This window comes from Schaalia dentiphila ATCC 17982 (assembly GCF_000154225.1).
GTDB lineage: Bacteria > Actinomycetota > Actinomycetes > Actinomycetales > Actinomycetaceae > Pauljensenia > Pauljensenia dentiphila.
On the sequence record NZ_DS264586.1, the window covers coordinates 2,130,401 to 2,149,950 of the forward strand.

The 19,550-nt window shown below is 63.6% G+C and carries 10 protein-coding genes and 2 pseudogenes; 5 read left to right on the top strand and 7 right to left on the bottom strand.

Features of this window, described 5'->3' with window-relative positions; all coding sequences use genetic code 11:
- The first annotated feature begins 192 nt into the window (after window positions 1-192).
- Window positions 193-1,590, top strand: a complete 1,398-nt coding sequence (locus ACTODO_RS09115; protein WP_003793169.1) for a dihydrolipoyl dehydrogenase family protein — start codon at window positions 193-195, stop codon at window positions 1,588-1,590.
- A 210-nt stretch (window positions 1,591-1,800) separates the two neighbouring features.
- On the opposite strand, the gene ACTODO_RS09120 is transcribed toward ACTODO_RS09115, so the two are convergent.
- On the bottom strand, window positions 1,801-4,236 hold the full coding sequence (locus ACTODO_RS09120) for a S8 family serine peptidase (protein ID WP_208853706.1): 2,436 nt from the start codon (window positions 4,234-4,236) through the stop codon (window positions 1,801-1,803).
- 631 nt (window positions 4,237-4,867) lie between these two features.
- Between ACTODO_RS09120 and ACTODO_RS09125 the strand changes: the two genes are divergently transcribed.
- The 3 genes from ACTODO_RS09125 (at window position 4,868) to ACTODO_RS10815 (ending at window position 7,761) form a co-directional block, all read left to right on the top strand.
- Window positions 4,868-5,200 (top strand): hypothetical protein, encoded by a 333-nt coding sequence (locus ACTODO_RS09125; RefSeq protein ID WP_003793173.1) that lies wholly within the window; start codon window positions 4,868-4,870, stop codon window positions 5,198-5,200.
- A 276-nt stretch (window positions 5,201-5,476) separates the two neighbouring features.
- Window positions 5,477-6,838, top strand: a complete 1,362-nt coding sequence (locus tag ACTODO_RS10665) for an AAA family ATPase (RefSeq protein ID WP_003793174.1) — start codon at window positions 5,477-5,479, stop codon at window positions 6,836-6,838.
- Window positions 6,835-7,761 carry a hypothetical protein gene (locus tag ACTODO_RS10815; protein ID WP_131332800.1) on the top strand — a complete coding sequence of 309 codons (927 nt, stop codon included), beginning with the start codon at window positions 6,835-6,837 and terminating at the stop codon, window positions 7,759-7,761. The genes ACTODO_RS10665 and ACTODO_RS10815 overlap by 4 nt, the downstream gene beginning before the upstream one ends.
- 264 nt (window positions 7,762-8,025) lie before the next feature.
- On the opposite strand, the pseudogene ACTODO_RS09135 reads toward ACTODO_RS10815, so the two are convergent.
- Window positions 8,026-8,451, bottom strand: a pseudogene (locus ACTODO_RS09135) (DUF5692 family protein); the annotation flags it as partial.
- Between ACTODO_RS09135 and ACTODO_RS09140 the strand changes: the two are divergent.
- Window positions 8,450-8,878: pseudogene (locus tag ACTODO_RS09140) on the top strand (DUF5692 family protein); the annotation flags it as partial. The pseudogenes ACTODO_RS09135 and ACTODO_RS09140 sit on opposite strands and share 2 nt — an antisense overlap.
- Window positions 8,879-9,237: 359 nt before the next feature.
- Here ACTODO_RS09140 and ACTODO_RS09150 read toward each other — a convergent pair.
- The 5 genes from ACTODO_RS09150 to argS all read right to left on the bottom strand — a co-directional run bounded on the left by ACTODO_RS09150 (window position 9,238) and on the right by argS (window position 19,519).
- On the bottom strand, window positions 9,238-9,507 hold the full coding sequence (locus ACTODO_RS09150; RefSeq protein ID WP_003793182.1) for a ribbon-helix-helix domain-containing protein: 270 nt from the start codon (window positions 9,505-9,507) through the stop codon (window positions 9,238-9,240).
- A 160-nt stretch (window positions 9,508-9,667) separates the two neighbouring features.
- Window positions 9,668-13,981, bottom strand: a complete 4,314-nt coding sequence (locus ACTODO_RS09155; RefSeq protein WP_003793183.1) for a S8 family serine peptidase — start codon at window positions 13,979-13,981, stop codon at window positions 9,668-9,670.
- A gap of 233 nt (window positions 13,982-14,214) precedes the next feature.
- On the bottom strand, window positions 14,215-16,233 hold the full coding sequence (locus ACTODO_RS09160; RefSeq protein WP_003793185.1) for a S8 family peptidase: 2,019 nt from the start codon (window positions 16,231-16,233) through the stop codon (window positions 14,215-14,217).
- A 201-nt stretch (window positions 16,234-16,434) separates the two neighbouring features.
- Entirely contained in the window at window positions 16,435-17,835 is a 1,401-nt protein-coding gene (lysA, locus tag ACTODO_RS09165) for a diaminopimelate decarboxylase (RefSeq protein WP_003793186.1), read from the bottom strand.
- 4 nt (window positions 17,836-17,839) lie between these two features.
- A complete protein-coding gene (gene argS / locus ACTODO_RS09170; RefSeq protein WP_003793189.1) occupies window positions 17,840-19,519 on the bottom strand; it encodes an arginine--tRNA ligase in 1,680 nt (559 codons plus the stop codon).
- Between the last annotated feature and the right edge of the window lie 31 nt (window positions 19,520-19,550).

The window sequence follows — 19,550 nt, forward strand, 5'->3', positions numbered from 1 at the left end:
GGGTTTGAACGAACGGCGCGATCACTATGTGAGCCTTCGTTCCCTTACACCCGCCAAACGAGCGTCATACAGCCAAACGATCGTGAAAATAGACATCCCCGCTGTGACCACCTGGTGGACATTTCCGCTTGATGGAATAGATCCGGGCGCACTGCGTTGAGATAGGTAACCCTTTACTACCCAAGGAGAAACATGTCCACGAACGCAATCGAGAACGTTGACCTGCTGGTTGTCGGCGGCGGCAAGGCCGGAAAGTCCCTCGCGATGGAGCGCGCGAAGGCGGGCTGGAAGGTCGCCATGGTGGAGCGCCAGTTCGTCGGCGGCACCTGCATTAACGTCGCCTGCATCCCCACGAAGTCGCTGGTCAACTCGGCTCGTCGCCTGAGCGATGCCCGCTCGGACGAGGCGTTCGGCGTGGTCGGAACCGAGGGCGCGCGCGTGGACCTGGCCAAGCTTCGCGCTCACAAGGAGGGCATCGTTGGCGCCATGGTCGGCGCGCACGAGAAGATGTTCGCGGCCCCCGGCCTGGACTTCATTCGCGGCGAGGCTCGCTTCACGGGCGAGCGCACAGTCACCATCGCCCTGGAGGACGGCGGCGAGCGCACGATTCGTGGCGAGCGCGTCCTCATCAACCTGGGTTCGCGTCCGGCGCGTCCCGCGATCCCCGGCCTGTGGGAGTCGGGCGCGTGGACGAACGAAGAGATCCTGCGCCTCGAGGAGCTCCCCTCCTCCCTGGCGATCATCGGCGCCGGCTACATCGGCGTGGAGTTCGCGTCGATGATGGCGACATTCGGCGTGGACGTCACGCTCATCTCCTCGGGTGACCACGTGCTGCCTCGCGAGGACGAGGACGCCGCCCGCGTCGTCGAGGCTGGCCTGGAGGCCGCCGGCGTGCGCATCGTTCCCGGCCGCGCTGAGTCCGCCTCGCGCGAGGGCAACACGACCACCCTGACGCTCTCCGATGGCTCCACGGTGTCCGCCGAGGCGGTCCTCGTGGCCGTGGGCCGCGTTCCCAACACGGACGGCATCGGCCTGGACGAGGCCGGGGTTGAGCTGACCGATCGCGGTTTCGTCGCGGTGGATGAGCACCTGCGCACCTCTGCTGAGGGCGTGTGGGCGGCTGGCGACTGCGCGGGCACCCCCATGTTCACGCACGCGTCCTGGTCCGACTTCCGCATCATCCGCGCGCAGCTGACCGGCGCGTCCCTGGACGAGGCGACCACCACCACGAAGGGCCGCACGATCCCCTACGCCGTGTTCGCCACCCCCGAGCTGGCGCGCATCGGCCTGTCCGAAGGTGAGGCCCGCGAGGCCGGCCTGGACGTGCGTATCGCCAAGGTTCCCACGGCCGCGATTCCGCGCGCCAAGACGATGCGCTACGCGGGCGAGGGCTTCTGGAAGGCCATTGTGGATGCGAACACGCACCAGATCCTGGGCGCCACGCTGATCGGTCCGAACGTCTCCGAGGTCATCACGGCCGTGCACGTCGCCATGGCCGGCGGCCTGACCTACGAGCAGCTGCGTTTCCTGCCGATCGCTCACCCGACCATGGGCGAGGGCCTGCAGGTCCTCTTCGACTCACTGGGCTGAGAGCCCAGCGCGCCCCTGGGCACCAGTGGGGGCGCGCCCGGATCCCTCCCGGGACGCGTGAGGGAACAACGGGGCGGGTCCGAACCTAGTGTTCGGACCCGCCCCTGTTTGTCTTCAGTTGAGCATCGCGTCAGGCACGATCGGCGTCGGCGCGCTCAACGCGGGGTTTGAGGCCGGAGCGTCCCAGCCCCGGCCTCGTCCCCTTTTGGCTCAGCCGAGCCACGCGCCGGAGGGCGCGAAGTGGTAGCGCGTGCCGTCGATGGAGACCCAGCCGGTCACCATCTTGCCCGAGGCGTCAAGGTAGTACCAGGTGCCGCCGTCGTTGACCCAGCCGATCGCCATCGCACCGTTGCCGGTCAGGTAGTACCACTTGCCGTTGACGGCTGTCCAGCCGGTGGCCATGGAGCCGTTGCCGTTCAGGTAGTACCAGGAACCGTTGACCTGGACCCAGCCGGTGGCCATCGCGCCCGAGGCGTTCAGGTAGTACCAGGTGCCGTCGACGTTGGCCCAGCCGGTGGCCATCGCGCCGGTGGCGGGATCGAGGTAGTACCAGGCACCGCCGACCTTGGTCCAGCCCTTGGCCATGCGGCCGGAGGAGTTCATCCAGTGCCACGCCGAGTCGAAGCTGACCCAGCCGGTCGCCATCACGGAGTCGTCGTTGAAGTAGTAGGTCTCCCCGCCGATCACGATGGACTTGTTGCGGACGCAGGAGCCGTTGCCGTAGCAGTACTTCCAGCCGCCATCGCTGTTGACCCAGGCACCGTCCTCGTGCACGGACTCATCCACGTGGAAGTAGATGGTGTCCTTCACGTCGTCGTCGGCGCGCGCGTCCTTGTTGCGGCCCTCAGCGCTGACGGTCACCTCGACGTGGGGGGCGTCGGTCATCAGGTCCGCGGCCGCGTAGGGTCCGGCCACGAGCGTGACCTCGTTGTTCTCGAAGGCACCGGTTCCGGTGGCGCTCACCGCTTCCTTGTCAGCGACCTTCAGGGAGGCGTTGGTGACGGGGCCGCCGACCGTGGCGCGCACGTAGACGGTGCCCGACAGGTTGGCGTCGGCCAGCGGACGCCAGTCGGTGGCGCCGTCGCGGGAGTATTCAACGGGGCCGAGGACCGGCTGCGGCTGGTCCTTGAGGACGGCAGCCAGGGCGTTGACGAGGCCAGCGCCGCGGTATTCCTTGCCGTCCGTCGGCTCGGCGAGGCGGTCGTAGGTGTAGCCGGCCTGCTTCTTGAGCAGGTCGATCGTCTGGTCGGGGGTGTAGTCCGGGTGGATCTGCTTGATCAGTGCGGCCACGCCGGCTGCGTGCGGGGAGGCCATCGAGGTGCCGGACAGGTAGCCGAAGGGCGGGTTCTTCTTCCAGGTGGGCACCGTCGACCAGATGCGCGAGCCGGGGGCTGCGACGTCGACGGAGTTCTTACCGTAGTTGGAGAAGCCGGAGCGTTCGAGCTTAGCCGTTGCGGGGTCCGTGCCGGTGGGCAGGGCCAGGGCGGACACGGACACGACGGAGTCGTTGAGCATCGCGGGGACGTCGATGCCGCCCTCGACGTTGCGCTCTGCGGCGGCACCCTCAACGTCGTTGGGCGAAGCCTTGTCGATCGTCGGGTTGTCGTGGTCGTCGTTGTCGTTGCCTTCGGCGGCGATGCTGACGACGCCGAGGTCCTTCGCGTAACGGATCGCGCGCGAGGCGGCCTCAAGACCCGCGGCCTGCGAGCCCTCGTTGGGCATCCAGAAGGCGTAGGGGTCCATGTAGTAGCTGGAGTTCGTCACGTCGATGTCATGCTCGGCGGCCCAGTCGAAGCCGCAGGCCACGTACTCGGGGTAGAAGGATCCGGCCTCGTTCGAGACCTTGATGGCGACGATCGTCGCGTCGGGTGCGACGCCGTCCACGCCGTAGGCGTTGTGCGCGGCTGCGATCGTGCCCGCGACGTGCGTGCCGTGGTAGTGGTCATCCTTCCAGGCGGCGGGGTCCGTGTTGGGGATGCCGTTGACCTGGCAGCCCACGGAACGATCGGCGTCCAGGTGCTCCTTGAGGTCCTTGTGGTCGGGGTCGATGCCGGTGTCCATGACGCCGACGGTGACCTTCTCGCGGGGGACGTCGACCTGCTGCGCGTCGATCGCGCCGATGGCGGCCAGGCCCCAGGCGTTGGCGTCGCCCTCGTCGGGGACGAAGTCGTTGAGCTGGGAGTCGGCGGCCAGGCCGGTCGGGTGCGTGCCCGCGGCGTCGGCGACGGCATTGGCTTCAGAGGTGGTGGTCTGCGGCTGGTCGGTACGCACCTCGGCGCCGGTAACCGTCTTGTAGCGGGTGGGGCCAATCGAGTGGTAGGAGATGCCGGCATCGACGAGGCTCTTGCCGAGCGTCGGGGCGAAGGCGGCCTTCACCGACTGGACGAAGAAGGAGTTGAGTTCGGGGTACTGGGCCAGAACCACGCCGTTCTCCGAGGCCTTGGACACGGCCGCATTGAAGTCGTAGCGGGTTGCGTCGGCCGGCAGGTTGACCGCGTAGTTCATCACCTCGTCGCGGGCGCGGGCATCGGAGGTGATCCCCGGGACGCCGGCCGCGTGTGCGGGAGCGCCGAGCGCAGTCATCGTCAGGCCGGCCGCGAGGGCGGCTCCTCCCGCGATGAGGGTCTTCCATGAGCGTTGGTGCATCATTGTTCCTCGTTTCTGTACGGATGGGGGCGCGTCTTCGGGGCTTTCCGGATGGCACGCCATTGCACCATCGTGTCAAGGATTTCGACAAACGTCCCACAGGGTTTCACATTTTAAGAAATCTTGACCCTTGGGTCGGAAATGCTTGACTATTGCCCTGAAGCGGGGAACGATACGCCAATGCTCGGTCGGAAGAGGCACCAACGCGCACCGTTGAACCCCCGTCACAACAAAGCTTCGCGAGCAACATGGCCAAGCAGTAAAACCTACCAACCGGATCATTAGACACTCATTCACAATCAAAACGTTATCAAGAGTAGTCTTGCCAGCAAACGTTGCAACTATAGGCACCTCTCATTCTGACAGAACGACCAAACAGCTTGACATTTGCACATGAACTACCAAAACATATGTGCTACGGTCAGTAGCGTCAGTCACACGCCCGTGTTGGGAGGCAACGATGCCAGCGTCCGTCTACATCAGCTTTGACGCACCAGGGCAGGTGCCAGCGACACCGCGAAGGCTACATGCCGCCCTGTCCGCGGTTCTGGACTTGCCGCCCGGGGTGAGCCCCGAGCGGGCGGCGCAGTTTCCGACGCTGGCACACCGCCCCGTTCATGGTTCTGGTGGAGTGAAGCCCTATTCACTCGGCGAGCTAAGCCGTTCAGAGTCGACGTTTGGCGTCGAGGTACGCTTCCTGGACGATCGCCTGGTTGACACACTGGATGCATGGCTGTCATGGGGCGGTGTGATGCGCCTTGGCGCAGGCACCGACGATGACGCGGTGCTCGTTGCAGTCGAGGGGCAAGTGATCGCACAGGAGTCCTGGGAGGAGCTCGCCGAACGAGACGGGGACACGACGTGGGAGGTACGTCTGGTGACCCCAACGACTTTTTCAAGCAAGGGGCAGCACGTCCCGGGGCTGAATCCCGCGACGATTGCTACGAGCCTGCAGCAGCGATAGATACGACAGCACGCCTACAAACAGAAAACCTCTATACCCCAAGCGCCAACGACGTACGTACTACTATCATGTAACAGTACACAGCATTCATGTTTAGCCTTACACTCACGCTGACAGGATCAGTACATCCACTCTTTATCCCACCAAATAAATCGCGACATTAACAAGCTTGAAAGAAGGCAGATCGGAACGAATTAGAGATAATACCACAAATCCCAAGCTAACAAAAAAGAAATAAGAGAGCAAGCGCAACCAAAGTAACATTTAGGAGGATCAATGAATTCCAAAAAACTACTAGTTGAAGCGACCGTCAAAGGTCTTTTCGGCAAATACGACCATTCAGTCACTTTCAAAGACGACAGTCGCTTTGTCATCCTATATGGACAAAACGGTGTTGGCAAGACGAAACTACTAGAAATAATTCATCATTTATCAAGGCTCGACTACACCCGACTGAGCCAAATGCCATTCACACGTGCAACACTCAAGTACTCCGACGGCAGCACGCTTACAGCAGCGCGCCAAGCCCCAGATCCAAATGAATCTGAGGAAGATACAGGTAGCTACGATATACTATTCAGACTATGTAAGCCGGATACTGAGCCGATAGAGTGGGGTCCAGAACTTTCAGAATTTCATGAATTCTTAATCCGCGAGACGACCTACCTACCTATAGGAACTGATCTTTGGCAAGACACAAGTGACGGCGAAGTTGTTACCTATTCCGATCTGACCAGACGCTACCATCGTCCCTATATACGCATGGGACAACCGTGTATCGAAATTCACGAAAGCTTCAGAGATTTTTGCTACGACACACCCACTTATTTCATCAACACTCAGCGCCTTAGCGCACTCCAAACATATACCGACCGATCCGAAACCCACATAGGATTCAATTCAGTAAGAAGACAACAGGCAGCAACACGCATTCGCGAACTATCTGAGACCATAAAAGAGCAGCTTAACAAAGCTCAGACGGAACACTCGCGCCTGAGTCAACAGAAGGACCGATCGTTCCCTAGTCGCGTCCTCCAGGCAGTGGATAGCGACACCCCACGCGATCCCAATGAAATCCAAAGTCGTTATGCCGAGCAAAACAAATTTCGCGATCGTTTGGCGCAAATAGTTTCAGTCGAGCTTCCAGAGGAGCTTGCCCCCTCCAACAACGTATCGAAAGATTGGGAGCTAGCTTTATTTGATTTATACGTACGTGACGCAAACGAAAAGCTTGAACCTTTTCGTTCACTACTGAAACGAATAGAGTTACTTCAAAATCTAGTTAACGACCGCCTTGAGACAAAAGTTCTTTCAATTACCGACACAATGGGGCTTATCGTGAAACGCACGGATGACGGAGAAATCATCGACTTAGATTCACTTTCATCCGGCGAACAACATGAAATAATTTTACTGTTCGATCTACTATTCAATGTTGAACCTGGTGCGACAGTTTTGATTGACGAACCTGAGATATCCCTACACATTGCATGGCAGCTTGCATTTATTCCGGACGTTGTAAAGATTGCAGAAGATGTTGATTTTCGTTTCATCGTCGCAACTCATTCACCTCAGATAATTAACGGCATGTGGAGCACAACCGTACGTCTTGGCACCTCGGAGGAAGCTTCGGCATGAGAGAGTTTCTTACGCCTGATTCAGATGTGGACACAATACGATTGCTTACCTCAACTTCTCCCAACTTGGTCGTGGGATTGGAAGGCGAAGACGATTGGAAGTTACTTCATGGTTGGGTTAGTTCCAAAATCACCTTATATGTTAGTTCAGCAGGAAAAGAAGGTCTTCTAAAGGCCGCCCACGCCGCGCATTCTATGGACAGTTCACACGCAATATTTGTAGTCGATCGCGACTTTGATGATTTTTTGGAGACTGCTCCCCTCTACCCACATAACGTAATTTCGACTCACCACCACGACTGTTTCGTTGACATAGTCTTTGAGAGTCTAGACACTTTAGTGCGCGCGGTCGAACACCAGCTAAAGAGTTCTGGCTCAGTAATGTCCGATCACTCCTTTGATACTTTTTCTTGTGCAAGCGATATTGTCGCTTCCGCAATCAGACTGGCGAAGCATAAGGCCGTTGTTAGGGCGGTAGCAGCCCGCTTATCAATCGGTTTGAATTTTAGGAGCTATAGTTTTTTTAGTCAGCCAACAAGGGAAGTCACCTCCGAAACAATTTACGAGGTCCTATCCAGGCGATACAGCGGGCGCAACCCCCTTCCTTCCAACACTTCAGAGCTAATTGGTTTAGCGGCAACAGAACTTGATAGTCTCGACTATTCTCCAGTCGGCGATCATGATTTAATTGAAGCCGTACGCGCAATTATGAAAGAACAGTTCAAAATCTGCTTAAGCGAAGAAACCTTTCGCAACTTGATTATCCTCACATTTACGATTTCACATTTTTCGAAGGCATATTGGTGTGCTCACATTGCCAGTTGGACAAAGCAGTTTGACATTGATTTATTTGTCTCACAAGAGTTACCTTCGCACTTATCCACGTTAGTTCCCTCAACAACAACCTCTGGGCAAACATTTTGAGTTTTCATCGGCGTTCTGTAAGACATTCACGTCTTACAGCCTCGCCGACCACTCACCGCTCAGCGACCCGCCACTTTTGGCGCATCCCAAGATTCTCCAATCATGGACGCTCCCAGCTAGCAACATTTAGTTGCATCACCAAACATACAATACACTCGCATGTTGCATCATCACCATTCTTACTTTCCATTCCTCTCAATAGAGGCAATTCTCAACATAATTATATTGTCTTTCTCGAGTCATTCCGCTCATCATTTCTCCGTTTTATGCGAACCAGGCTCGATACCCATCGGACGGCGGCGTGGGCGAGTCGGGCTCGAAGCCGAGCTCCTCGGGGTTCTCGGGGATGGGGTCGAAGAGAGAGTATTTATCTCTGTCATCGCAGTGCTCGCGCACGATGGTGCGGAACTCCGTCAGCTCGCAGTACAGGACGCCCGTGATTGGGTTGCGCTTGCAGGCGACGATCTTGTACAGCCAGTAGGCAAAGAGCGCGACGTTCGCGCGCGGGTCCATGGTCGCGAAGTTGAAGATGTCGGAGGGCGGCACCGGGACCTCGGGCAGGAGCGTATTCACGGAGATCCAGAAGACCAGCGTGAAGCAGCGGAACCAGAGCCACTGCCCCTTCGCCCACGTGAACGCGGGGATCGTGCAGGCGAGCAGCAGGGCGAGCGTGCAGTACCACATGTAGTCGGACCGCGCGTGGTACTCGGGCGTGGCGCTACTGGCCTCGTGCACGATCCCTGCGCTCATGAAGGTTGGGCGAGGCGCGTGGATCCAATACCGCGCGTACACGCTCACGCTGTGGTCGGCGGTCGTGCTCACGTTCCCGCATTTCATGCAGGATTCGATGTTCGCCCACCGCAGCGCCCACAACCCCTGGGCGATGTTCATCCTCTCGGCGGCCGCCCTGGTGGCGAACGTGTGGGTGTTCGCCGCGCACGTGCGCACGATCGTCTCCAAGCGGCGAAACCCGCTCACGCAGGAGGTCCACGCCGACGAGGCCACCTACGCCTCGTGGGTCCGTGACCTCGCGTCCGATCAGGACAAGGAGCTCATCGCCACGCGCCTGGGCACGACGCCCGAGAAGGCGGGCTTTACATCGACGGGCATGGGGTAACAGAGCGGCACTGTTGCACGGCTGTCCTCCGATCGCCCCCCCTGTGCAGGTCGGAGGGCAGCCACATTCGTTGAAGGCATTCTCGCGCCAGGAGGCTGCGAGAAAGGGACTATCGAAGTTCCTCTAGAAATTGCGGACGTGCCTTCATCGCATGAATGAGGAGTTCACCGCCACTGTCAAAAATCAAGACGACCATTTCCAGAACGCGTCCAGATTGATTAATACCCACCACGAGCCACCGCCTGGGGTCATCCTCATCATCGAGGGGTCGAGAGTTCAGGGCATGCTCATAGGCATACAGGACGGACTCATCGGTGAGCCGGTCGCGCCCAAAATGCTTGCGCGCACTGGCGTGCAGTCTAGGCGACATGGGTCCACTCACGCACCGCAGCACGTATCGCGTCGGAACGGCTATCGATCCCCTCAGAGGCAGCACGTTCCATCAGCGCGCTGAGCGTCTGCTCATCCAAACGCACCGTGACGGCCACTCCCGGCCCCTTCCCGACGGAAGGACGGCCCGGACGCGGGGGCGCCAGCTTGGTCAGGTCATATCCGCGCTCAGCCTCATCAGCCCACGCCTGAATCTGCTCATCGCTGACGGGCTTTCCATGAAGAAGACGCTCACTCATATGAGTATCGTATACGAAATTCTCTCCTTGCACTATCGAATTCACAATGGCGATCCAACAAGGAAAACACCCTCCCCACACACACGAGGGGGCCGCGCACGAGAAATCGTACGCGGCCCCTCACCATCTCAACCGGGAAGGAACCCCGGCCTCGTGATACCTACTCCTGGAGGCGGCCCTCGTCGTCGAACACGTAGCGCGTGCCGTCGATCCAGCGCGCCCCGGTCACCATCGCCCCGGAGGAGGAGAGGTAGAACCAGGAGCCGCCGTCCTTCACCCATCCGGTGCTCATGGCGCCGGAGGTGGCGAAGTGGTACCAGGAGGATCCGATGCGCGCCCAGCCCGTGGCCATCGCACCGGAATCGGCCAAGTAGTACCAGGTGGAGCCCTCACGCATCCAGCCGGCGTGCATCGCGCCCGAGGAGCCCAGGAAGTACCAGGTGTCGCGCACCTTGGTCCATCCGCTGGCCATCTCGCCGCTGATGGGATCCAGGTAGTACCAGGTTCCACGCACCTGCACCCAGCCTGCGGTCTGGCCGCCGGAGGGTCCGTAGTAGAACCAGTGGCCGCCCTCGCTGACCCAGCCGGTCACCATGTACCCGCGGGCATCGAAGCGATAGATCGCCCCGTCGATGCGCAGCTGCATCGAGGTCGGGTAGGTGCCGTCCTCGTAGCGCCACCACCAGCCGAACACGCCGGACACCCAGCGGCCCGAGCGGGCCTCGTCGGGACCGACCTGGTCGGGGCTGACCGTGAAGGGAACCTGGAGCGTTGCGTCGTCGTCGGCGCGGGCGTCATTATTGCGGCCCATGGCCTCGACCGTGACCGTCGCGGCGCCCGCGAAGCGTCCCGTGCCGTTCGGGTGGGACACGTCCACGCCGTCGGCCTGCAGCGTCACCGAGTTGCCCTCGAAGGCGCCGTTACCCACACCGGTCGCGACCTCGCGCTCACCGACGAGGAGACGCGCAGAGGTTACCGGACCGGTCACCGTCACACGGATGGAGACACGTCCGGCGACGCTCTCCCCCGCCAGCGGCTGCCAGGTGGTGCCATCCGTCGAATACTCGACGCTGCCGATGACGGGCTTCGCCTGGTCCTTGAGGACAGCATCCAAGGCGTTGGGCAGGCCCGCGCCCCGGTACTCGCGGCCCTCGACGGGCTTGAGGCGATCCCAGTTCGACGGATCCCCCGCCTGCTTCTTGGCCAGGGCGATGATCTGCACGGCGTTCATCTCCGGGTGGACCTGGCGCAGCGTCGCGATGACGGCGGCTGCCAGAGGCGATGCCTGCGAGGTGCCGTACAGGTTGCCGTAGGCCTTGCCGTACCAGCTCGTCAGCGGCGCGTATATCTTCGCGCCGGGGGCCGCAAAGTCGATGCTGGTGGCGCCCCAGTTCGACCAAGAGGCCGGCTCGAGCACGCCGGTTGCGGGGTCGGCACCCTCGGGCAGCTGCAGGGCGGACACGGAGAGCGTGCCGCGCAGCTTCGGCGGCATGTAGACGGCACCCGTCACGTCACGCTCGTGTGCACCCCAGGTGTCGCCGGGAGCCGAGTCGTCAGTCGTGGGCAGGTTGTCCAGGTCGGTCGAGAAGTTACCCGCGGCCACGACGTTGATGACGTCCTTCGAGGTCGCGTAGTCGACCGCGCGCTGCACGGCCTCCTGGCCCGCGGCCTGCTCCGGGTCGTTGGGGAGCCAGTACTTCCACGGGTCCACGTAGTACGAACCGTTGGTGACCGAAATGCCGTGCTCAGCGGCCCACACGAAGCCACACACGATGTACTCGGGGTAGAAGAAACCGCCGTTACGCGAGGCCACGTTGATCGCGGCGATGCGCAGCGTCGGGTTCACGCCGTCCACGCCCACACCGTCGTGCTTCGCGGCGATCGAGCCGGCCACGTGCGTGCCGTGGGTGGCGTCGTCCCAGCGCCAGGCGGCGGGGTCGCGGTTCGGGATACCGTTGAACGAGCAGGACACAGACTTGTCGTGGTCGACCTGTCCGACCAGGTCCGGCACGGTGTCATCGACGGACTGGTCCATGATGCCCACCGTGACGGGCGCGCGCATGACGTCCACACCCTGCGCCTCGAGAGCGCGCAGGGCCTGGAGGTGCCATCCGTTGCCGGTCTGCGGGTCCGGGGTGAGGGCCGCGTCCTGGTCTCCCTGTGCGCCCTGCGAGCGGGGTGCTGCCGCAATCGCCGCGTCCGCCGCGACTCGGGTTTCGTAGGAGATGGGGACCACGGCCTCGTTACCGCCGACGGGCGCCTGGCGGGTCGGGCCGATCGAGTCGTAGCTGATGCCCTCCTTCACGAGCGCCGCGCCCAGGTCGGGCGAGAAGGTGGACGACGCTGACTGCACGAAGAACGTGCCGAACGCCGGGTACTGGGCCAGGACGAGCCCACCGTGGAACGAGGCCTGGGCCGCCGCACGCTGGAAGGTGGCGTTATCGGTGCCCTTGGGCAGGTTGACCGCGTAGTTGGCGGGCAGCTGGTCGTTGCTGCGCGCGGGAGCGGTGATGCCAGCCTTGGCGGGGCCAGCCGGCGCGGGCGTTGCGTCAGTGTCAGGCGCGGGGGCTGGGGTGACAGCGGAGTTCGGGTCGCGCGAGACGGTGAAGACGGCCTCGCGGCCCGTGTCGTCGTCAGCCTGGCGATCGAAGTTGATGCCGGTGGCGCTGACCTGGACGCGGGCGGTCACCGAGTCCGTGCCCTCGGGCAGCAGTGCGCTGAGGTCCACGTTTTCGATCGAGGCACCCAGGGCATCGTCGAAGTACTTGCCCGAGCCGTCGCGGTCGACGGATGCCAGGCCGGCAACGTCCATGTGCAGGTGGCTGATCGGGGCGATGGCCTCGGTGTAGAAGGTGACGGGGCCGGCCGGCAGGGTCGCTCCGTGCACGTCCTTCCATTCGCCCTTGCCGACCCGGTACTGCAGGGTCTGGACGGTCGGCTGGGGCTGGTCGCGGCGCATGGTGGTCAGCGCGTTGATGAAGCCGTAGCCGCGGAATTCCTTGCCGTCCTCGGGCGCTTCCAGACGCGTGTATTCCATGGCGGCCTGCTTGCGCATGAGGTCGGTGATCTGCTTGCCCTGGAATCCCGGGTGGATCGACTTAATGAGCGCGGCAATGCCCGTGATGTGGGGCGTGGCCATGGAGGTGCCGCTGGTCTTGGCGTAGCCGGAGGAGAAAATCGCCGTGGGTACGGTCGAGTAGATGTCCTGCCCCGGAGCAGTAAAGTCGACGCTCTTGCCGTAGTTGGAGAAGTCGGCGCGCTTGAGGTTCGCCCATTCGGGCTTGGTCTCGACGTTGGTGCGCGTGGCGGCGCTGACCTGACTGACGCCCTCGACCATGGCGGGGACCTTCACGCCGTTCTTCACGGGGCGGTCCTTGATCGGGGCGTCAAGGTCGGTCGGCGACCCGCTGTCGGTCGTGACGTTGTCGTTGTCCATGCCGTCGTTGCCCGCTGAGGCGATGACGGCCAGCCCCTTGCCCTGCGCGTAGGCAATGGCGCGGGTCGCGGCCTCGAGGCCTGCGGCCTGCTCGGGATCGCTCGGGCTCCAGTAGACCCACGGGTCCATCGAGTAAGAGTTGTTGACGATGTCAACACCGTGGCTGGCGGCCCACATGAAGCCGCAGGTCACGTACTCGGGGTACATGAGCTGCTCGTCGTTGGAGGCCTTGATGGACACGAGGGTCGCGGTCGGCGCGATGCCATCAATGCCGATGCCGTTGTGATTCGCCGCGATGATGCCCGCGACATGCGTGCCGTGGAAGTAGTCGTCACGCCAAGACCCGTAGGCCTGAGAGGGGATGCCGTTGTGCCCACAGGAGACGGAACGGGAGGTGTCGACGCGCCCCACGAGGTCGGGGTGCGTGTCGTCGATGCCGGTGTCGATGACACCGACCGTGACGGGCGCGTGCGCAATCGGCACGGCCGCCGCGTCGGTGGCGCTCATCGCCTGGGCACCCCAGTTGACGACCTCCTCGGGCTTATCGGCCTCGGTCGCGTCCTGTCCACGTAGAGAGGACGGGCCACCCGACTGTGCGCCCGACTGAGCCGGGCTCGCCTCGCCAGACTGCGGGCCGGGCTGCGGCTCCGGGGCGGCCTGGCGCTCCCCCTCGGGCACGGAGGCCACGCGGGTCGGCCCCACCGAGTGGACCGAGATCCCGGCCTTCGCCAACTCGGCTGCCAGGTCCGGGGCGAACGAGGCCGACTCACTCTGCGCAAAGAACGTCCCAAGCTCCGGGTAGGAAGCCAAAGCGACGCCCCCGGCGGAAGCGACCAGGGAGGTCGCGCGCGCCAGGTCCTCGGCGCTCGAGTGCCCACTGAGGTTGATTGCGTAGTTCATCAGGCCGGCGCTGGCGCGAGCGGGCGCGATGAGGCCGGTATGATCGTCGGCCCGGGTGGGTGGGGCGGTCGCTGTGGCCACGCCCATGGACAGGGCGAGGGCCGCGACGAGCCCGATGCGTGCGACATTGCGGCGCATGGTTCCTCGACTTTCAGTTGTGAGTCTGGCGAGTACGACAATGTACTCATCAGAAGTATCATGCTTTAGTTTGTCACTCGCCACAATATAGACCAACTTAAATCCGCCATCACCTCAACAAAGGCGACGCTGTCGGGTAACCACTCCCCACGAGCGCACGCGAGGCCTCCTGACAGCGCGGCGGGGCCACACACCGTCAGGTGCATGGCCCCGCCGTGGCGACGTCGCTCAGCCTAGTGCCGCAGGCGCCCGTCCGGTCCGAAGGTGTAGGTCGTCCCGTCTACCTGCTGGGTGCCGGTGACCATCGCCCCCGAGGAACCCAGGTAGTACCAGGAATCTCCCTCATGCAGCCACCCGATCGCCATGCCACCGGAGGGTGTGAGGTAGTACCAGGTGGATCCATCGCGAACCCAGCCGGTAGCCATCGCACCCGAAGCGCTCAGGTAGTACCAGGTGCCATTGACGAACACCCATCCGGTCACCATCGCACCCGTCGCATGATCCAGGTAGTACCAGATGCCGTTCACGTTGGCCCAGCCCGCGGCCTGCGCACCCGAGGGACCGTGGAAGAACCACTGGCCTGCCTCACGGACCCACCCGGTCACCATGTATCCGCGCGCGTCGAAGCGATAGGTCGCCCCGCCGATCTGAACCGAGGTCGACGCCGGGTAGGTTCCATCCTCGTATCGGTACCACCAGCCGACCGCATCATTGACCCACGCGCCAGCCTTGGCCTCGTCGGCCTGATCCTGACCGCCCGACACCGCGTCGAGGGCGTCGAGGAAGCCGTAACCGCGGTATTCCTTGCCGTCGATGGGAGCGTTGAGACGTCCATAGTTGGCAGCGGCCTGCTTCTTCATCAGGTCGATGACCTGGGCGCCCGTAAGCTCCGGGTGCACCGACTTAATGAGTGCCGCGACGCCCGACACGTGCGGGGTCGCCATGGACGTGCCGTCGGCGACGGCGTAGCCGCTGCGGTAGAAGAGCGTCGTGGCCGTGGAGTAGATCTGGTCGCCCGGGGCGGCAAAATCGATCGTCTGACCGTAGTTGGAGAACTCAGCGCGGCCCAGGGACAGGCCCGGCTTCACGTTGTACGCCTGACCAACCGCGCTCACCTGAGCAACGCCGTCGAGCATGGAGGGAACGCGGATACTGCCCTTCACCGCACGATTCTTCGTCGGCGTGGGGACGTCCGTCGGGGACCCGTTGTCGATCGTCGGGTTATCAATGTCGACGCCCTCGTTACCGGCCGCCGCGATCACAGCCAGGCCCTTGTCCTGCGCATACTTGATCGACCTCGTGGCCGCCTCAAGGCCCGCAGCCTGCTCGGGGTCGGTCGGACTCCAATAGACCCACGGGTCCATCGAGTAGGAGTTGTTCACGACGTCCACCCCGTGGCTCGCCGCCCACATGAACGCACAGGTCACGTACTCGGGGTAGATGAGGCGGTTGTCGTTGGTCGCCTGAATGGCGACGATGGTCGACTCAGGGGCGATGCCGTCGATACCAATGTCATTGTGGTTGGCAGCGATAATGCCCGCGACGTGCGTGCCGTGGTAGAACTCATCACGCCACCCGTAGAAGTCCTGCGTGGCAACGCCGTTGACCGAGCACTTCACAGAACGCGACGTATCGACGCGCCCCTCCAGGTCGGGATGCGTATCCTCAACGCCGGAGTCAACGACCGCGATGGTCACGGGGGCGCGCTTGACGTTGACTGCCTCGGCCTCGCGCGCGTGCATGGCGACGGCGCCCCAGTTGAAGATCTCCTCGTTCGCTTCAGCGGGGGCAGCGCTCGCGGTCTCGTTGCGCATCGCGTTCAGACCGCCTGCCGCGCCGGGCTGCGGGGCCTCGTCCTTCTTGTCGGTGGGCAGCTCGACGCGCTCGTAGTAGAGGACGGGGGCCACGCGGGTCGGGCCGATCGAGTGGATGGAGATACCGGCCTGTCGCAGGGCGGCGGCCAGGTCGGGCGCGAACGAGGGCGTGGCACTCTGCGCGAAGAAGGTACCGATCTCCGGGTACGAGGCCAGGGCGGCACCACCGGCTCCTGGGACGAGGGCGAGGGCCCGCTGGAGGTCCTCGGGGTTCGTGCCGGCGAGGTTGATCGCGTAGTTCATCTCGTCGTTGTCAGCGCGGGCTGCGGAGACGAGTCCGGGCTCCTCAGCACGGGCGGAGGGGGCGTTCACCGCGGCCACGCCCATGGACAGGGCGAGAGCGGCGACGATGCCGATGCGTGCGGCAGTGCGGCGCATAGTTCCTCGACTTTCGATTGTCACTGTCAGGATTTCGACTGCATTCACAGCTGCACCCATCATCCTAGAGTTTGTCAGTAACAACAAAACCAAGGCTTACCTAAGTCCATCCTCCAAGACTCCATCAATTCACCGCATATGAGACGGGGAGCACCCGTAGGCACTCCCCGTCTCGTCGCTCGTTTTGTTGCAAGCCGACGTTTACTCCAGGCCGGCGTCGAGGGCCAGCAGATGGTCGACTGTCTGCGGACGGATGAACCAGCGCGCCGATCCGTCCTCGACGGCGAGCACGCCCGGCTTCGTCAGCATGTTGTAGTTCGAGGCCATCGAGTAGCCGTACGCCCCCACAGCGGGAACGGCCAACAGGTCGCCTCCCGTAATGTCGGCCGGCAGGTCGATATCACGGATGATGATGTCGCCGCTCTCGCAGTGCTTGCCGACGATGCGGCAGCGCGCCAGAGACGAGGCCTGCGCAGGGTCGCGGTTCGCGAGCGTCGCCGTGTAGACAGCGTCGTAGAGCACCGGGCGGATGTTATCCGACATGCCGCCGTCGATCGCCACGTAGCGGCGCACTCCCCCGTCTTCCAGGGAAATGTCCTTGACGACGCCGACGCGGTAGAGCATGACCATCGACGGGCCGGCAATCGAGCGGCCGGGCTCGACGGACACGTGCGGGATCGGCAGGCCGTGGTGGGCGCAGCGCTCGCGCACCACGGTGGCCAGGGCGCGGGCGACCTCGACCGGGGAGGTCGGGACCGGATCTTGCCCGGTGTAGGCGATGCCGACGCCGCCGCCCAGGTCGATGGCGGGAACGTCCAGGCCCAGCTCAGCCTTCAGGAGCGCCGCGAAGTCGATGACGATGCGCGCGGCCTCGGCAAAGGCCTCGGTCCCGAAGATCTGGGAGCCGATGTGGCTGTGCAGTCCCCGGAAGTCCAGGTGCGCCGCATCCTTGATCACGGCCACGGCCTCGTACGCCTGATCGGTGGCCAAGGATAGGCCGAACTTCTGATCCTCGTGGGCGGTCGCAATGTACTCGTTGCCGCCCGCGTGGATGCCGGACTTCAGGCGCACCATGACGGGCGCGACGACGCCGAGGTCAGCAGCGATGCGCTCGATCTGGTGGACCTCGTCCATCGAGTCGATGAAGATGCGGTGGATGCCGGCCTCGAGGGCGAGGCGGATCTCCGCGTCCGACTTGTTGTTGCCGTGCAGGCCGATACGGTCGGGGTCCACCCCGGCGCGCAGGGCCAGACTCAGCTCTCCGAGCGAGGCGGTGTCGATACCCAGGCCCTCGGCGGCGACAAGGCGCGCGACGTCGGCGCTCAGGAAGGCCTTGCCAGCGTAGAAGGCGTCGCCGCCGTTCATGCCGTATCCGTCCCAGAACTCCTCGGCCATCGCCGAAGCCCACACGCGGGCGCGTCCGCGCATGGCCTCAACGTCAAGCACGAAGGTGGGCGTGCCGAAGTCGGCGGCGACGCTGGTCAGGTCGACGCCTCCCAGGCGCAGCACGCCACCCTCCCGAGAAGCGCTCCACGGCCACAGGTCGGGGCGCTCATCGGGGGTCGGGCAGGTGAGGGTACCGACGCTTGCCGTCTCGCTCACTGAGTCACATCCTCTCGGGGGCACTCACACCGAGGAGGCCGAGGCCGGTGCGCAGCACCTGGGTGACCGCGTCGTTGAGCCAGAGGCGGGCGATGTGGCCGGGCTCAACCGGGTCGTCGCCGCGAGGCGTCACGCGGCACTGGCCGTACCAGGCGTGGTAGGTCGCAGCCAGGGACTCGAGGTAGCGGGTGATGCGGTGCGGCTCGCGCAGCTCGGTCGCCTGCGCAACCTGCGCGGGGAACTGGGCGAGGGCTGCCAGCAGGGCCTCGTCGGCCTCGGAGTCGAGGGCGGCCGGGTCGAAGCCAGCATCGCGGGTGACGCCGTGCTCGGCCGCATTGCGGGCGACGTTGCAGGCGCGCACGTGCGCGTACTGTACGTAGTAGACCGGGTTGTCATTGGAGTGCTGCGAGAGCAGGTCCAGGTCAATGTCAACCTGCGTGTCCATCGAGACTCGCACGAGGGCGTAACGCGCGGCGTCCACGCCCACGGCATCGACGAGGTCGTCGAGGGTGACGATCGTGCCGGCGCGCTTGGACATGCGCACGGGCTCGCCATCCTTGACGAGGTTGACGAGCTGGCCGATGAGGATCTGCAGGTTCTCGCCCGGCTTGTCACCGAACGCAGCGCACATCGCCATCATGCGGGCGATGTAGCCGTGGTGGTCGGCGCCCAGCAGGTAGATGGCGACATCCGCGCCACGCTCACGCTTGTTGAGGTAGTAGGCGACGTCGCCCGCGAAGTACGCGGCCTGGCCGTCCGACTTGATGAGGACGCGGTCCTTGTCGTCGCCGTAGGTGGTCGTGCGCAGCCACACCGCGCCATCTTCGTCGAAGATCTCGCCGCGCTCGCGCAGGCGCTCGATCGCCGCGGCAACCGCGCCGGAGGTGTGCAGGGACTCCTCGTGGAAGAAGACGTCAAAGTCGGCCCGGAAGGAGTGCAGACGCTCCTTGATCTCCGCGAACATCAGCTCAACGCCGCGAGCGCGGAAGACCTCGATAGCCTCTTCTTCGGGCAGGGTGATCGGGTCGGGCTCGCCGGCCGCGCGCGCGTCAGCGCGGACCTGGTCGGCAATGTCGGCGATGTACTGGCCGCCGTAGCCGTCCTCGGGAACCTCCCGGCCCATGGCGCGGGCGTAGAGAGAGTGCGAGAAGCGGTCGATCTGCGAGCCGTGGTCGTTGAAGTAGTACTCGCGGGTCACGGCGGCGCCGGAGGCGGCCATGAGGCGGGCGAGAGAGTCACCGACGGCTGCCCAGCGGGCGCCGCCCAGGTGCACGGGGCCGGTCGGGTTTGCAGAAACGTACTCGAGGTTGATCGAGCGGCCCGAGAGGGTCTCGTTGCGGCCGTACGCGGCGCCGGCCTCGACGATCGTGCGAGCCAGCTCGCCGGCCGCACCCGCGCCCAGGCGGATGTTGATGAAGCCGGGGCCAGCGACCTCGACGGAGTCGATACCGTCGGCGGCGGCCAGGTCATCGGCGAGGATCTGCGCGAACTCGCGCGGCGCCATGCCGGCCTTCTTACCGAGCTGCATCGCGACGTTGGTCGCCCAGTCGCCGTGCTCGCGCACGCGCGGGCGCTCCACGGTCACGGGGTCGGGGACCAGCGAGGGGTCGATCGAAATGCGACCGGCGGCAGCAGCGTCCAGCAGGGTCGCGCGGATGAGAGTAGCAAGTTCTTCAGGAGTCACCCCTTTAGACTACGGGGTTTTTGCTCCTATC

What these genes read in the sequence shown, in the direction of transcription:
- ACTODO_RS09115 (WP_003793169.1), top strand. Translation starts at nt 193, where the DNA reads ATGTCCACGAACGCAATCGAGAACGTTGACCTGCTGGTTGTCGGCGGC.
- ACTODO_RS09120 (WP_208853706.1), bottom strand. Translation starts at nt 4,236, where the DNA reads ATGCACCAACGCTCATGGAAGACCCTCATCGCGGGAGGAGCCGCCCTC.
- ACTODO_RS10665 (WP_003793174.1), top strand. Translation starts at nt 5,477, where the DNA reads ATGAATTCCAAAAAACTACTAGTTGAAGCGACCGTCAAAGGTCTTTTC.
- ACTODO_RS10815 (WP_131332800.1), top strand. Translation starts at nt 6,835, where the DNA reads ATGAGAGAGTTTCTTACGCCTGATTCAGATGTGGACACAATACGATTG.
- ACTODO_RS09150 (WP_003793182.1), bottom strand. Translation starts at nt 9,507, where the DNA reads ATGAGTGAGCGTCTTCTTCATGGAAAGCCCGTCAGCGATGAGCAGATT.
- ACTODO_RS09155 (WP_003793183.1), bottom strand. Translation starts at nt 13,981, where the DNA reads ATGCGCCGCAATGTCGCACGCATCGGGCTCGTCGCGGCCCTCGCCCTG.
- ACTODO_RS09160 (WP_003793185.1), bottom strand. Translation starts at nt 16,233, where the DNA reads ATGCGCCGCACTGCCGCACGCATCGGCATCGTCGCCGCTCTCGCCCTG.